This is a genomic window from Rodentibacter mrazii (genome assembly GCF_001998825.1).
Classification (GTDB): Bacteria; Pseudomonadota; Gammaproteobacteria; order Enterobacterales; family Pasteurellaceae; genus Rodentibacter; species Rodentibacter mrazii.
In genome coordinates, this window is record NZ_MLHG01000031.1 from 1 (window position 1) to 14274 (window position 14274).

General features: G+C 42.1%; 14 protein-coding genes. 10 read left to right on the forward strand and 4 right to left on the reverse strand.

From position 1 onward, the window contains the following. Positions 1–114 precede the first annotated feature (114 nt). From pepE to cpdB, 4 genes are all read left to right on the forward strand, one after another. Positions 115–819 carry a dipeptidase PepE gene (pepE, locus tag BKK47_RS05725; protein WP_077493942.1) on the forward strand — a complete coding sequence of 235 codons (705 nt, stop codon included), beginning with the start codon at positions 115–117 and terminating at the stop codon, positions 817–819. Positions 820–836: 17 nt separating this feature from the next. Beyond that, entirely contained in the window at positions 837–2132 is a 1296-nt protein-coding gene (dcuC, locus tag BKK47_RS05730; protein WP_077493943.1) for a C4-dicarboxylate transporter DcuC, read from the forward strand. Between the two features lie 69 nt (positions 2133–2201). After that, entirely contained in the window at positions 2202–3470 is a 1269-nt protein-coding gene (locus tag BKK47_RS05735) for a M20 family metallo-hydrolase (protein WP_077493944.1), read from the forward strand. A 301-nt stretch (positions 3471–3771) separates the two neighbouring features. After that, complete coding sequence (gene cpdB, locus BKK47_RS05740) at positions 3772–5745, forward strand: 2',3'-cyclic-nucleotide 2'-phosphodiesterase (protein WP_077493945.1); 1974 nt, start codon at positions 3772–3774, stop codon at positions 5743–5745. A gap of 54 nt (positions 5746–5799) precedes the next feature. Here the strand turns inward: cpdB and BKK47_RS05745 are convergent, their stop codons facing one another. After that, positions 5800–6183 (reverse strand): carboxymuconolactone decarboxylase family protein, encoded by a 384-nt coding sequence (locus BKK47_RS05745; RefSeq protein ID WP_077493946.1) that lies wholly within the window; start codon positions 6181–6183, stop codon positions 5800–5802. 80 nt (positions 6184–6263) lie between these two features. Between BKK47_RS05745 and BKK47_RS05750 the strand changes: the two genes are divergently transcribed. Further along, the gene (locus tag BKK47_RS05750) at positions 6264–6614 is read left to right on the forward strand and encodes a MerR family transcriptional regulator (protein WP_077493947.1); all 351 of its coding nucleotides are present in this window, start codon (positions 6264–6266) and stop codon (positions 6612–6614) included. Between the two features lie 34 nt (positions 6615–6648). On the opposite strand, the gene BKK47_RS05755 is transcribed toward BKK47_RS05750, so the two are convergent. From BKK47_RS05755 to BKK47_RS05765, 3 genes are all read right to left on the reverse strand, one after another. Further along, on the reverse strand, positions 6649–7083 hold the full coding sequence (locus tag BKK47_RS05755) for a hypothetical protein (protein ID WP_143529593.1): 435 nt from the start codon (positions 7081–7083) through the stop codon (positions 6649–6651). A gap of 129 nt (positions 7084–7212) precedes the next feature. Next, on the reverse strand, positions 7213–7308 hold the full coding sequence (locus BKK47_RS05760) for a methionine/alanine import family NSS transporter small subunit (protein ID WP_077434593.1): 96 nt from the start codon (positions 7306–7308) through the stop codon (positions 7213–7215). Between the two features lies 1 nt (position 7309). After that, a complete protein-coding gene (locus BKK47_RS05765) occupies positions 7310–8824 on the reverse strand; it encodes a sodium-dependent transporter (RefSeq protein WP_077493949.1) in 1515 nt (504 codons plus the stop codon). 157 nt (positions 8825–8981) lie between these two features. Between BKK47_RS05765 and BKK47_RS05770 the strand changes: the two genes are divergently transcribed. The 5 genes from BKK47_RS05770 (at position 8982) to ilvD (ending at position 14229) form a co-directional block, all read left to right on the forward strand. Next, the gene (locus tag BKK47_RS05770) at positions 8982–9617 is read left to right on the forward strand and encodes a tellurite resistance TerB family protein (protein ID WP_077493950.1); all 636 of its coding nucleotides are present in this window, start codon (positions 8982–8984) and stop codon (positions 9615–9617) included. Positions 9618–9766: 149 nt separating this feature from the next. Then, on the forward strand, positions 9767–11422 hold the full coding sequence (gene ilvG, locus BKK47_RS05775; protein WP_077493951.1) for an acetolactate synthase 2 catalytic subunit: 1656 nt from the start codon (positions 9767–9769) through the stop codon (positions 11420–11422). A gap of 1 nt (position 11423) precedes the next feature. Then, the gene (gene ilvM / locus BKK47_RS05780; RefSeq protein ID WP_077493952.1) at positions 11424–11642 is read left to right on the forward strand and encodes an acetolactate synthase 2 small subunit; all 219 of its coding nucleotides are present in this window, start codon (positions 11424–11426) and stop codon (positions 11640–11642) included. 9 nt (positions 11643–11651) lie between these two features. Next, positions 11652–12368 (forward strand): hypothetical protein, encoded by a 717-nt coding sequence (locus tag BKK47_RS05785; protein WP_077493953.1) that lies wholly within the window; start codon positions 11652–11654, stop codon positions 12366–12368. Positions 12369–12390: 22 nt separating this feature from the next. Beyond that, positions 12391–14229, forward strand: a complete 1839-nt coding sequence (ilvD, locus tag BKK47_RS05790) for a dihydroxy-acid dehydratase (protein WP_077493954.1) — start codon at positions 12391–12393, stop codon at positions 14227–14229. Positions 14230–14274: the final 45 nt, after the last annotated feature.

Consider the following 14274-nt stretch of genomic DNA (forward strand, 5'->3'; position numbering starts at 1 on the left):
ATTTAACCGTGATTATATTTATTCTAATGTTTTATATAAATAAAATTTTATGTTTATTTTGTTTTTCTATGAGTATAATGCTGATATTATTAATTATCATAGGACGAGATAAATATGAAAAATATACTCCTTCTCAGCAGTTCAAAATACAAGGAAACGGGGTACTTAGAACACACACTGCCTTGGTTACAGCAATTTTTAGCGGATTATCGTGGTAAAAAAATTGCTTTTGTCCCTTATGCCGGAGTACGCCGAACTTTCGATGAATATGAGAAAAGCGTGCAAGAGGCATTATCTGATGTGGAGATGGAAATTGTTTCTGTCCATCATGGTAAACAGCATCGTGATATTATCGAACAGGCAGATGTGATTGCGATTGGTGGTGGGAATACATTTTGTTTATTGAAACAGCTTTATGAACATCATTTGATTGAAGCTATTCGGGAAAAAGTGAATGCGGGGACACCATATTTTGGTTGGAGTGCAGGGGCGAATGTGGCAGGAAGTTCTATTATGACCACCAATGATATGCCAATTACTTATCCCCCTTCTTTTTCTGCATTGCAATTATTTCCTCATCAAATTAATCCTCACTTTATTTCCGGTAAAATGCAAGGTCACAATGGTGAAAGTCGCGAAGAGCGGTTGGCTGAATTTTTACTCGTCAATCCAACCGCACTTGTCTATGCGTTACCGGAAGGAGCGGCATTGCATATCCAAGGAGAACTGGCGACAGTGCTGGGTGAGAATCCTATTTTACGTTTCGGTGAAGGTATGCAATGTGAAACCTTTGCTGTAAATCACAGCTTTTCTTATTAACCTAAAAGGAACATTATATGGAAGTGTTTAAATCTCTGGTGGCAATTATTGGTATTTTTGCCACCATTTATTTTTTGATTAAAAAGGCGGAAACAAGAACAGTATTAATCGGTATCGGTTTATTGATGTCAATTGTCACTCTAAACCCAATGGGCGCACTCGATGCCTTTGCAAAGAGTATGACATCCGCTGGGTTGATTATGGCAATTTGTTCCAGTATGGGCTTTGCTTACGTGATGAAATACACCCAATGCGATACACATTTGGTACATTTACTGACTAAACCGTTAAGCGGATTAAAATTTTTCTTAATTCCCATCGCCACTATCATTACTTTCTTTATTAATATTGCGATCCCTTCCGCAGCCGGTTGTGCCGCGGCAGTGGGGGCAACATTGATCCCTGTATTAAAAAGTGCTGGGGTACGCCCAGCCACTGCTGGCGCTGCGATTCTAGCCGGAACCTTTGGTTCAATGATGAGTCCGGGATCTTCCCATTCTGCCATGATTAGTGAAATGTCCGGTTTAACCATTACCCAAGTGAACCTTTCTCACGCCCCTTACAATATGATTGCGGGTGCGATTGGGGCGGTTGTTTTGACAATTTTAGCCCTTGTTTTTAAAGATTATGGCGAAGAACATCGCAAAGCCTATCTTGCCGAACAAAAAGAAAGCGAAACCAAAACGGTACAAGGGGTTAATATACTCTATGCCATTGCGCCATTATTGCCATTAATTATTTTGGTCATTGGCGGCACATCTTTACAACAAACGCCGGGGCTTGAATGGACAAAAATGGGCGTACCGCAAGCAATGTTGATTGGTGCAATTTACAGTATCATTGTTACCCGTATTTCACCGGTGAAAATTACAGAAGAATTTTTTAATGGTATGGGAAATTCTTACGCCAACGTACTCGGTATTATTATTGCGGCAGGCGTATTTGTCGCAGGATTAAAATCAACCGGTGCCGTCGATGCGGCGATCGCCTTCTTAAAAGAATCCAACGAATTTGTTCGTTGGGGGGCGACTATCGGGCCGTTTTTAATGGGATTGATCACCGGTTCCGGCGATGCCGCTGCTATTGCTTTTAATAGTGCCGTTACACCACATGCGGTAGAACTGGGCTATACCCACGTGAATCTTGGAATGGCTGCTGCGATTGCCGGTGCATTAGGCCGCACCGCCTCACCGATTGCCGGAGTCACCATTGTTTGTGCAGGTCTTGCCATGGTAAGTCCGGTTGAAATGGTGAAACGGACTGCGCCGGGAATGGTGCTTGCCGTCTTATTCTTGGCATTATTTATGTTATAACCCCTCAAATTTCACCGCACAAAATACAAAGTGCGGTGTTTTTTCATTAAGTTTTTTAAGGAGAAAAAAATGAACTTAGATTTATCCCAACTCACTCATTGGCGTCGTGAATTTCATCGTTTTCCTGAAACCGGTTGGAGCGAATTTTGGACAACGGCACGTATTGCCGATTATCTAGAAAGCCTTGGTTGTTTTGAAATTTTAATGGGCGAGCAAATTATTAATCCGGAGTTTGTGAGAGGTCGCAAACAAGCCGTGGTGGATAAAGGGTTAGCCAATGCCAAAGTCTATGGCATGAATGAAAAATGGCTCGACAAAATGGGAGGCTATACCGGTTGTGTAGCCGTGTTTGATTCCGGCAAACCGGGTAAAACCGTGGCGTTACGTTTTGATATTGATTGTGTGAATGTCACAGAAACGACCGATCCGAACCATATCCCGAATAAAGAGGGTTTTGCTTCGATTAATGAAGGCTTTATGCATTCTTGCGGACATGACGGACACATTACTATTGGTTTGGGAACGGCATTATGGATTGCACAAAACCGCGATAAACTCACCGGTAAAGTAAAAATTGTCTTTCAACCGGCAGAAGAGGGAACCCGTGGTGCCGCTGCGATTGCAGCCAGTGGTGTGATTGATGATGCGGATTATTTTGCGAGTTCCCACATCAGTTTTTGTGCAAATTCCGGCACGGTTATCGCTAACCCTAGAAATTTTCTTTCTACCACAAAAATTGATATTCGCTATCACGGCAAACCGGCACACGCCGGCGCCGCACCTCATTTAGGGTGTAACGCTCTACTTGCCGCGGCACATGCCGTTACCCAACTACATGGAATTGCTCGTCACGGTGAAGGAATGAGCCGTATTAACGTGGGTGTGTTAAAAGCGGGAGAAGGCCGTAATGTGATTTCAACAGAGGCTGAATTACAACTTGAAGTTCGTGGTGAAAATAAAAAAATCAATGATTATATGACCGAGCAAGTGATGCAAATTGCCAAGGGTATTTCTATTGGCTTTGGTGTGGCTTATGAAACAGAAATTGTAGGCGAAGCAGTTGATATGAATAATGATGCAGAACTGGTGCAGTTGGTGGAAGAAATTGCCTTGCAGCAACCTCAAATTCATAGTATTGATGATTATGCCTTCAATGCCAGTGAAGATGCCACGGTATTAGGCAGACGGGTGCAGGATCACGGGGGAAAAGCCATTTATTTTATCCTTGGCGCTGATCGTACTGCCGGTCATCACGAAGCCGAATTTGATTTTGATGAAAATCAATTGATTACAGGCGTGAATATTTATAGCGGATTATTACAACATCTATTGGGGTAATCCCCTATTTTCTAAGGCGGTTTATACCGCCTTTCTTTTCAAAAATATTTAATATTATGTAACTGTTGTACAAACCTAATTTGGGGTTCATTTGTAGGGACACAATGCGTGTGTCCGAATTTTAAAAAATTAAAATAATTTGATTTTATAGTGTGTCCTTACATTTTGTTAAAATTTCTGTTTTGTGCATTTGTCACATAATTCGGAAAATATTCCCAAAAATCGACCGCACTTTCTTTCAAAAGCATGGTGTTTTTCTTAGAATAGCATTAATTTTTATCTCTCTAATAAGGACAGTTTTATGATTAACAGACGACATTTTATTCAAATCGGTGCAAGCAGTATCCTTGCATTAAGTGCAAGCCGTTTCACGCTGGCAAGATGCAAGCCTGATATTGATTTACGCATTGTGGCAACCACCGATATTCACAGTTTTTTAACGGATTTTGACTACTACAAAGATGCACCAACGGATAAATTCGGTTTTACCCGTGCGACAAGTTTAATTCGTCAAGCCCGCAATGAGGCAAAAAACAGTGTATTAGTGGATAACGGTGATTTAATTCAAGGTAACCCAATTGCAGACTACCAAGCCGCACAGGGTTATAAGGAAGGCAAACCGAATCCGGCAATCGCATGTTTGAATGCTATGCATTATGACGTAGGTACGGTTGGCAACCACGAATTTAACTACGGCTTAGATTATCTGGTGGATTCAATGAAACAGGCGACATTCCCGATAGTTAATGCCAATGTGGTAAAAGCAGGCAGTGATGAACCTTATTTCACACCTTATGTGATCCAAGAAAAATCAGTAGTGGATAATCAAGGTAAAACTCATAAATTGAAAATCGGTTATATCGGCTTTGTACCACCACAAATTATGGTTTGGGATAAGGCAAATTTGCATGGCAAGGTGGAGGCTCGTGATATTGTTAAAACCGCACAAAAATATGTGCCTGAAATGAAGAAAAAAGGGGCGGATATTGTGATTGCCTTGGCGCACACAGGTCCATCGGACGAACCTTATAAAGAAGGGGCGGAAAACTCCGCATTCTACTTAGCGGATGTGCCGCACATTGATGCGGTAATTTTTGGTCATTCACACCGCCTATTCCCGAACAAAGAGTTCGCCAAATCTCCGAATGCGGATATTGTGAAAGGCACGGTAAAAGGTGTGCCGGAAAGTATGGCAGGATACTGGGCGAATAATATCAGTGTAGTAGATTTAGGCTTAACCGAGCATCAAGGGAAATGGATTGTTACGGAAGGACAGGCAGCCCTTCGCCCTATTTTTGATGCGGAAAACAAAAAAGCCCTTGCAGAAAATGATCCGGAATTGACCGCACTTTTACAACCGGTTCACGAAGCGACCCGCAAATTTGTGTCGCAGCCGATTGGTAAAGCCACCGACAATATGTACAGCTACTTAGCCTTAGTGCAAGATGATCCGACCATTCAAATTGTGAACCAAGCCCAACAAGCCTATGTGGAAAAAGTCGCACCAAGTGTCGCTGCAATGGCAGGCTTGCCAATTTTAAGTGCAGGCGCGCCATTTAAAGCGGGTGGACGTAAAAACGATCCGACCGGTTACACTGAAGTGAACAAAGGCGAATTAACCTTCCGTAATGTGGCGGATCTCTACCTTTACCCAAACACCCTAGTGGTGGTGAAAGTAACAGGCGAACAGCTCAAAGAGTGGCTTGAATGTAGCGCAGGAATGTTTAATCAAATCGATCCGACCGGTGATAAACCGCAATCACTGATTAACTGGGAAGGTTTCCGTACCTATAATTTTGATGTGATTGATGGCGTGAATTATGAATACGACATCACCAAACCGGCACGTTATGATGGCGAATGTAAGCTCATTAATCCTGACTCGCAACGTGTGGTGAACCTCACTTATCAAGGCAAACCGGTTGATCCAAAAGCGGAATTTTTAATCGCTACCAATAATTATCGTGCTTACAGCAATAAGTTCCCCGGCACGGGCGATCAACATATTGTGTACGCCTCACCGGATGAAAACCGCCAAATTCTTGCGGATTACATCAAAGCAAACAGCGAGAAAGACGGTGCGGTCAATCCAAGTGCGGACAAAAACTGGCGTTTTGTTCCTATCTCCGGCAATGATAAATTAGACGTTCGTTTTGAAACTTCACCGACAGAACAAGCGGCACAATTTGTCAAAGAGAAATCACAATATCCGACCAAACAAGTAGGCACTGACGAAGTGGGCTTTGCGGTGTATCAGATTGATTTGTCGAAGTGATAAAAAACAAAGGTGGGATTGCCCACCTTTTTAATATAGGGATTATAAGTGAGGTCAATTTTCACATAGATCATTAAAAATCTCTTTTGCGATAAAAATGGCATTTAGAACTTTGGGGAAACCAAGATAGCAAGTACAGTGAATGAAGGTTTCCACTATTTGTTCGCGACTTAAACCCACGTTTAACGCAGCATGAATATGAACACCTAGTTGTTTTTCACAACCGCCTTGTGCTGCTAATACTGCTAGTGTAATTAGTTCGCGTTGTTGGAGATCTAAGTGTGGACGGTTATAAATTTCACCGAAAGCAAAACCGATGATGTATTTCCCCAAATCAGGCGCAATATCCTCCAAAGTGCGCATTACAGCCTTTCCCTGTTCGCCGTCAATACGGTTGAGAGTTCTTAAGCCGCGTTGTTGCAATTTTTCATTTAACATTATTTACTCCTTAATTATCCAGTTGCGAAGTTGCAAAAATAGAATAAATTCTGGAGTAAGCTCCAACGCAAGGACTTTTTATGAAAATTAAAGAATTTTCTCAGAAATGTGGTTTATCTATAGATACTTTACGTTATTACGAAAAAGAAAATCTTTTACAGCCTAGTAGAGATATCAATGGATATAGGATATATGGTGACCGAGATATTGAATGGTTGGGATTTATTCTACGATTGAAAGAAATGGGAGTACCTATTTCTCAAATTAAAGTGTATGCACAGTTACGCTATTTAGGTGACAGCACAATTCATCAACGTTATGAATTACTTCTTCAACATCAGAAAAGATTGCAATTACAACAGCAGAAGCTATCAGAGCATCAGGCTTATTTAGAAGATAAATTGAAATTTTACCGAGAGATAATGGATTAATCGCTTCTCTGATAAGCGAGGCTAATTTTGAGTTTCAAATCCCCGCAAACCATCTATGCCATTTCCCTTTCACTTTGGTTGGATAGTTCGTTTTTAAGAACTGATAAAACTGAGTGAAATTGTCATTAAAAATCGTGTCTTTCGGGATAAATTGATAATAGCGTTGCCCGTTTGGAGTATGAATACGCATAAACCAGTATTTTCTGTTATTGACTGTCACGCTCATTTTTTTCAAAGCGATCAAATCATCAAATTGATAATGATGAATCAATTGGTTCGCACGGAAGATAAAAATCCCTTTGGAATTGAAATAATACCGTTCGGCACTAAACATTTTTCCACAGCTAAAGGGAATGAGTTTTTCGCCTTCAAATTCCCTGTTATTTCTCGTTTGTAGAAAACGAATCAAGGGAATAAGGGTGAAACTTGAGAGAATGCCCATCGAGAGAATAATAACGAGAATATCCATCGGATTTTGGGAAATTGACTTCGATGTGTGAATTATAGCAAATTTTCTGAGTAAAATTTTGTATTGGGTGATGTTTCTAAAATAAACAGAAAAACAACCGCACTTTGTCAAAGTGCGGTCGATAATTCATTATTTTTCTTTTGGTAATCTGATAAGGGCAAAAAGGAAACCGCCCCAGATCACGCCAAGGGCGATGATCATCATAATAATTGCACTAGAGCTCATTTTATTCTCCTTTTGATTCCATGGTTAATTGGGTTTCGCTTTTCCATTTCAAACGAGAAAGGATAAACGCAACCACGAGTAAGCTAATTGCCATACCCCAACCGAAAATATTCACAAACCAATTTGGATAGCCTTCGTAACCTTCAGAGAAGACTTTTGCCCCTTCACTAAATAGCATAAAGGCGAGGATACCGGTTGTTAGTACGATACATAAACGCCAGAAGAAACCGACTTTGAAAGAAGAGGTTTCGTTTAAATGATCGCCTAATAAGCCGAGTTTTTCGTTTGCCACAATAGCAATTAAAGAAACAAACGCTACGGCAACGATACCGAAATAGTTGACGAATTTGTCGAAAACATCAAGCATTGGTAAACCTGTTGTGGTGCCGAATAAAATCACGGAAACAAACATCATCGGTACGCCAACGATAAAAGTGACTTTTGCACGGCGAATACGTAGTTTGTCCTGAATAGCTGAGATGATCACTTCAATGACTGAAATAAATGAGGTGAGCGCTGCAAAGGTGAGTGAACCGAAGAACAATACGCCAAGCACTTCACCAAACGGGGCTTTGTTGATAATGGTTGGGAAAGCAAAGAACGCTAAGCCAATCCCGCCTTTTGCTACTTCGCCGACTTCTTGCCCTTGTGCCGTTGCAATGAAACCTAATGCCGCAAAAACCCCGATACCGGCTAATACTTCAAAACTACTGTTTGCAAATCCCACGACTAAACCGCTACCGGTAAGATCAGATTCTTTTTTCAGGTAGGAGGCGTAAGTCACCATAATCCCGAAACAGATAGAGAGCGAGAAGAAAATTTGACCGTAAGCAGCAATCCACACACTTGGACTGGAAAGTTTTGACCAATCCGGTGTGAACAGCGCATTTAACCCTTTTTCTGCACCCGGTAAAAAGAGGGAGTAAATTACGAGGGCGATAAACATCACCACAAGAACAGGCATTAGAATGGATGAAGATTTTGCAATCCCCTTTTGAATTCCCATGGAAAGTACGCCCAATGCAATTACCCATACGGCAATTAATGGGCCGGTTACCATACCAACGAATTCAAAACTGACGCCGTTGGTAATATCGCCCATTTTTAAAAATTCACCGATGAAGAAATCAATAGGTTTATCACCCCATGCACCATTGATGGAAAAATAGGTATAGCTCGCAGACCAACCTAATACAACGGCGTAATATAAACCGATAATCACATTCACCATCACTTGCCACCAGCCAAACACTTCAAAATGTGGGCTGAAACGGCGATAGGACAAAGGTGCACCACCACGATGACGATGTCCAATAGCATAATCTAAGAATAATAGCGGAATCCCAGCAGTTAATAGTGCGATAAGGTAGGGAATAATAAATGCGCCACCGCCATTTTCGTAGGTGGTATAAGGAAAACGCCAGATATTGCCTAAACCAACGGCTGAGCCAATCGCGGCGAGAATAAACGCTTTACGACCGGAGAAGGTCTCGCGTTTTGGAGTGGATTGCGCCATAAATAAATTGTTCCTATTGAAAAAATGTGAAAGAATTCAACTATAATGAAATCTTTAGCCTAGTCAATAAAATTGATAAAAGAGCGGTCATTTTTACGGAATTTTTCGGTAAAAAATGGGTCTATGAAACGGTTTTTCTAACAAAAAGGAACAATTTATGGATTTTAATCAAATTTTAAATCAAGTCGTCAACATCGCTAAAAACTCAGCGAGCAATTTACAAACCGGTAATCCGACATTAGATAACATCACCAAAGTGGGTGGTGGCGCGGCTATTACAGGGATTTTATCAATGATTTTGGGGCGTTCCGGCGGGGCAAGTTTAGCCAAACTGGGATCTTTAGCGGTGTTGGGTAACCTGGCTTATCAGGCATATCAAAACTACCAAAAATCCCAACAGGCGCAACCTGTGATGTCCGCTAATGAATTTGACGTATTAAATTCGACTTCTCAACAAGATGCGAGTGCATTGATTTTACGCACCATGATTGCAGCGGCTGCGGCAGACGGTGAAATTACAGAAGAAGAAAAACAAACCATTGCAAATGAAATTGGCGACAATGCAGAATTAGCGCAATGGCTTGAGCAAGAAATACAAAATCCGATTAGCGTGAATGAAATCGCCCGTCAAGTGGGGAATGACACCGCATTGGCGGCAAATGTGTATCTTGCGGCACGTTTGGTGAGTAAAGATTTATCCCGTAAAGAAATTATTTTCCTTGCTAATCTTGCAGAAGCGCTGGGTTTAGATGATGCTTTAGTCGAACAACTCGAAAAACAAGCCGGTTTTTAACCGCACTTTTTATCTTTTTAAAAAGCACGACGAGGAAATTTGTCGTGCTTTTTTGTTTTTTTCTCTTCTCGGCTCTACCAATGCGACAAAATTTCGCTACAATGAAAACCTTATCAAAAAAACAACAATAAACATAGGATGCAAACACGATGACAGGCGCACAACTCATCATGGCGTGCTTGAAGGCGCACCATGTTACTACACTTTTCGGTTATCCCGGTGGCGCAATTATGCCCACCTATGATGCTCTTTATGATGCAGGACTCGATCATCTTCTTTGTCGCAATGAACAAGGCGCAGCAATGGCTGCCATTGGTTATGCACGCTCTACGGGTAAAGTGGGTGTCTGTATTGCCACTTCCGGCCCCGGCGCAACGAATTTAGTAACCGGACTTGGTGATGCCATGATGGATTCCGTTCCTGTGGTGGCTATCACCGGTCAAGTTGCTTCGCCCTTAATCGGCACCGATGCTTTCCAAGAAGCAGATGTACTCGGGCTTTCGCTTGCTTGTACGAAACACAGTTTTATTGTGCAAAGTGCGGATGAATTGGCGGATGTTTTCGCCCAAGCCTTTGAAATTGCACAGAGTGGTCGTCCCGGCCCGGTATTAATTGATGTGCCACGCGATATTCAAGTCGGCGAAGTACCTGAGCATATCAAGGCTTATGTCAAAACACTGACAAAACCGACCGCACTTTCCAATGAGAATCTTGCGCAGGCAAAAGCGCTCTTATCCGCCGCCAAAAAACCGGTACTTTATGTGGGGGGCGGCGTAGGCATGGCAAAAGCCGTACCGGCATTACGTGATTTTTTAGCGCAAACCAATATGCCCTCAGTTTCCACCTTGAAAGGATTAGGCTCGATTCATCCTGAAAATGACGTTTATATGGGAATGATTGGTATGCACGGTACAAAGGCAGCCAATTTTGCGGTGCAAGATTGCGATTTATTGCTCGTTTGCGGTGCCCGTTTTGATGATCGCGTGACGGGAAAACTCGATACTTTCGCTCCTCATGCCAAAGTGATTCATTGCGATATTGATGGAGCTGAAATTCATAAACTGCGCTATGCGGATGTGGCGTTACAAGGGGATTTAATTCAAGCTTTGAATGCGTTAAAACAGCCTCTTGATATCGATCCTTGGCGGGCACAGGTTCGTGAACTCAAAGCAAAATTGGATTTTACTTATGTGGATAATGCGGGTGATCGCTCGATTGATCCTTGGGCGTTACTTAACACCCTATCCAAGCGTAAACCGCAAAATGCTGTTGTTTGTACCGATGTCGGCCAGCACCAAATGTGGTCGGCGCAACATATGCAACATTTTGCACCGGAAAATTACCTCACTTCCGCCGGTTTCGGCACGATGGGATTTGGTTTACCGGCAGCGGTAGGGGCGAAAAAAGCCCGTCCGCAAGACGAGGTGATTTTAGTCACCGGTGACGGTTCCTTAATGATGAATATTCAAGAGTTAGGCAGCATTAAACGTGGCAATTTAGCGGTGAAAATTTTACTGTTGGATAACCAACGCTTAGGTATGGTGCGCCAATGGCAAGATTTATTTTGGAAAAGACGCCGTAGCGAAACGATTTTGGAAGACAACCCTGATTTTGTGATGCTTGCCAATGCCTTTGGCATTCCGGCCGAGCGCATTGAGCGCGCCGAGGAAGTGGATGCCGCGCTCACAAGATTGCTTGAAAGCGACACTGCTTATTTATTGCAAGTGTGTATTCCGCCCGATGATTGTGTGTGGCCTTTAGTACCTCCGGGCGCCTGTAATGCGGATATGGTGGAGGAAATGTAATATGAACAACTATCAAATTGAATTGAACGCCCGCCATCGCCCTGAGGTATTGGAACGTATTTTACGTGTGATACGCCACCGTGGTTTTACCGTTACCACAATGAAAATGGAATTAATTGAGGATAAAGTGCGGTTAAAAATTACCGTAAAATCCGACCGCACTTTGAATTTATTGGTGAATCAATTGGTGAAATTGCCGGATGTGGTGGAGATTAACTAAGGAATCACTATGGGGGCAAGAATCAATACTATTGCTTTTCCACGAGCTAATAGAAATGAAAATGAAGTAAAAAAAATTGCAAGTGAACTTATTAATACTCTAGTATTAAAACCGGATGATTTTTATCCAGAGATTAATGTTGATATGACGAATTCATTGGTTATTATCAATAATTTTCCTGCAATAGAAGTTATGGAAAATACTTCTTATTGGGAGCCTGTATTTTCTCAATTGAATATATCTAATGATTGGCTAGTTGTTTTTGTTTATATCACTTCTAGTGATTATTATGGATATTCTATTTACGAGAAAGGTAAATATCTTAGAACATTTGCTTATTATGAAAATTTTGAAGTAAATCCATTGCTAGTTGGTTTAGAACAACCCTTTGAGACTAAATATCTTCACCAGTCAGTGTGTTACTTAAATACTGAAGATGACACAATTATTGATAACTTAGATAGCCTAAGTGATGATGAAAAAATTATCTATACTCCGGCACTTATAATTGACAATGAACCAATGGATTTAGTAAATGCTTATTCATGTTTATTTTCAGAATGTTCTTTAAGATATTTAGATATTGATATAGCAGATGATTACTTAGAAAACTATGATAGTTTCATAATTCCAATTGAGAACAATGATAAAACTGAATTAAAACGAAAACTGGATGAGGCGAAAGGTTCTTCTTTATTCAGTAAAATTCTTAAACTTTTTAAATAAAATTTACTTGGAGAGATTATTTATGCCAAAACTACGTTCAGCGACCAGTACACAAGGTCGTAATATGGCAGGCGCACGAGCCTTATGGCGTGCCACAGGAATGAAAGAGAATGACTTCGGAAAACCCATTATTGCGGTGGTCAATTCCTTCACTCAATTTGTACCGGGGCATGTACATTTAAAAGATTTAGGTCAACTTGTTGCAAGAGAAATTGAAAAAGCAGGTGGCGTGGCAAAAGAATTTAACACCATTGCGGTAGATGACGGTATTGCGATGGGACATGGCGGTATGCTGTATTCCTTACCTTCACGGGATCTCATTGCTGACTCTGTGGAATATATGGTGAATGCCCATTGTGCTGATGCGATGGTGTGTATTTCCAACTGCGACAAAATTACACCGGGAATGTTAATGGCGGCGATGCGCCTAAATATTCCGACGATTTTTGTTTCCGGCGGTCCGATGGAAGCGGGTAAAACCAAACTTTCCGATCAACTGATTCGTTTAGACTTAGTGGATGCTATGATCGAAGCGGCAGATCCGAAAGTTTCTGACGAGCGGATTGATGTTATTGAACGTAGTGCCTGTCCGACTTGCGGTTCTTGTTCGGGGATGTTCACAGCGAACTCAATGAACTGTTTAACGGAAGCCCTCGGGCTAAGTTTGCCGGGTAACGGCTCAATGCTTGCCACCCATGCTGACCGTAAAGAACTCTTCTTAAAAGCCGGTCGCCAAATTGTAGAATTGTGCAAACGCTACTATGAACAAGATGACGAAAGCGTGTTGCCACGTTCAATCGGTACCTTTGAAACCTTTGAAAATGCGATGAGTTTGGATATTGCCATGGGCGGATCAAGCAATACGGTTTTACACTTATTAGCCGCTGCACAAGAAGCCGGTGTGGATTTTAAAATGGCGGATATTGATCGCCTCTCCCGAGTGGTGCCTTGCTTAAGTAAAATCGCACCCAATACGAACAAATATCACATGGAAGATGTTCACCGAGCAGGGGGCATTATGGGGTTATTAGGTGAACTCGACCGTGCAGGATTAATCCACAAAAATACCCATACTGTATTGGGAATGAGCATGGGCGAACAGCTCGATCAATACGATATTATTCGTAACCAAGATGAAGACCTACACAAATTCTTCCGAGCAGGGCCTGCCGGTATTCGTACCACCGAAGCTTTCTCACAAGATTGTCGTTGGGATACGGTCGATAATGATCGTGAAAACGGTTGTATTCGTGATAAAGCCCACGCCATCTCACAAGAAGGAGGATTGGCGGTACTGTTCGGTAACCTCGCAGAAGACGGCTGTATTGTGAAAACCGCCGGAGTGGATGAATCCATTTGGAAATTCAGTGGTTCCGCTATCGTATTTGAAAGCCAAGAAGATGCTGTTGCCGGAATTTTGGGTGGAAAAGTAAAAGAAGGTAATGTGGTGGTGATTCGCTACGAAGGACCAAAAGGCGGTCCGGGTATGCAAGAAATGTTGTATCCGACCAGCTATTTAAAATCTATGGGATTAGGCAAAAAATGTGCTTTATTAACTGACGGGCGTTTTTCCGGTGGCACATCAGGGCTTTCAATCGGTCATGCCTCTCCAGAGGCTGCCTCAGGCGGCGCAATCGGCTTAGTACGTGATGGTGATATTATCAATATTGATATTCCAAATCGAGCTATCAATCTTCAAATTAGTGATGAAGAACTCGCAGCCCGTCGTGCAGAGCAGGATGAAAAAGGCTGGGTGCCGGCAAATCGCCAACGTGAAGTCTCTTTCGCCTTAAAAGTATTCGGGCATTTTGCCACCTCTGCCGATAAAGGTGCGGTGCGGGATAAATCCCTTTTAAAATAACCAACAACATCTCCCCTCTATCCCCCTCTTTTATAAGGAGGGGGA

What these genes read in the sequence shown, in the direction of transcription:
- pepE (WP_077493942.1), top strand. Translation starts at nt 115, where the DNA reads ATGAAAAATATACTCCTTCTCAGCAGTTCAAAATACAAGGAAACGGGG.
- dcuC (WP_077493943.1), top strand. Translation starts at nt 837, where the DNA reads ATGGAAGTGTTTAAATCTCTGGTGGCAATTATTGGTATTTTTGCCACC.
- BKK47_RS05735 (WP_077493944.1), top strand. Translation starts at nt 2,202, where the DNA reads ATGAACTTAGATTTATCCCAACTCACTCATTGGCGTCGTGAATTTCAT.
- cpdB (WP_077493945.1), top strand. Translation starts at nt 3,772, where the DNA reads ATGATTAACAGACGACATTTTATTCAAATCGGTGCAAGCAGTATCCTT.
- BKK47_RS05745 (WP_077493946.1), bottom strand. Translation starts at nt 6,183, where the DNA reads ATGTTAAATGAAAAATTGCAACAACGCGGCTTAAGAACTCTCAACCGT.
- BKK47_RS05750 (WP_077493947.1), top strand. Translation starts at nt 6,264, where the DNA reads ATGAAAATTAAAGAATTTTCTCAGAAATGTGGTTTATCTATAGATACT.
- BKK47_RS05755 (WP_143529593.1), bottom strand. Translation starts at nt 7,083, where the DNA reads ATGGATATTCTCGTTATTATTCTCTCGATGGGCATTCTCTCAAGTTTC.
- BKK47_RS05760 (WP_077434593.1), bottom strand. Translation starts at nt 7,308, where the DNA reads ATGAGCTCTAGTGCAATTATTATGATGATCATCGCCCTTGGCGTGATC.
- BKK47_RS05765 (WP_077493949.1), bottom strand. Translation starts at nt 8,824, where the DNA reads ATGGCGCAATCCACTCCAAAACGCGAGACCTTCTCCGGTCGTAAAGCG.
- BKK47_RS05770 (WP_077493950.1), top strand. Translation starts at nt 8,982, where the DNA reads ATGGATTTTAATCAAATTTTAAATCAAGTCGTCAACATCGCTAAAAAC.
- ilvG (WP_077493951.1), top strand. Translation starts at nt 9,767, where the DNA reads ATGACAGGCGCACAACTCATCATGGCGTGCTTGAAGGCGCACCATGTT.
- ilvM (WP_077493952.1), top strand. Translation starts at nt 11,424, where the DNA reads ATGAACAACTATCAAATTGAATTGAACGCCCGCCATCGCCCTGAGGTA.
- BKK47_RS05785 (WP_077493953.1), top strand. Translation starts at nt 11,652, where the DNA reads ATGGGGGCAAGAATCAATACTATTGCTTTTCCACGAGCTAATAGAAAT.
- ilvD (WP_077493954.1), top strand. Translation starts at nt 12,391, where the DNA reads ATGCCAAAACTACGTTCAGCGACCAGTACACAAGGTCGTAATATGGCA.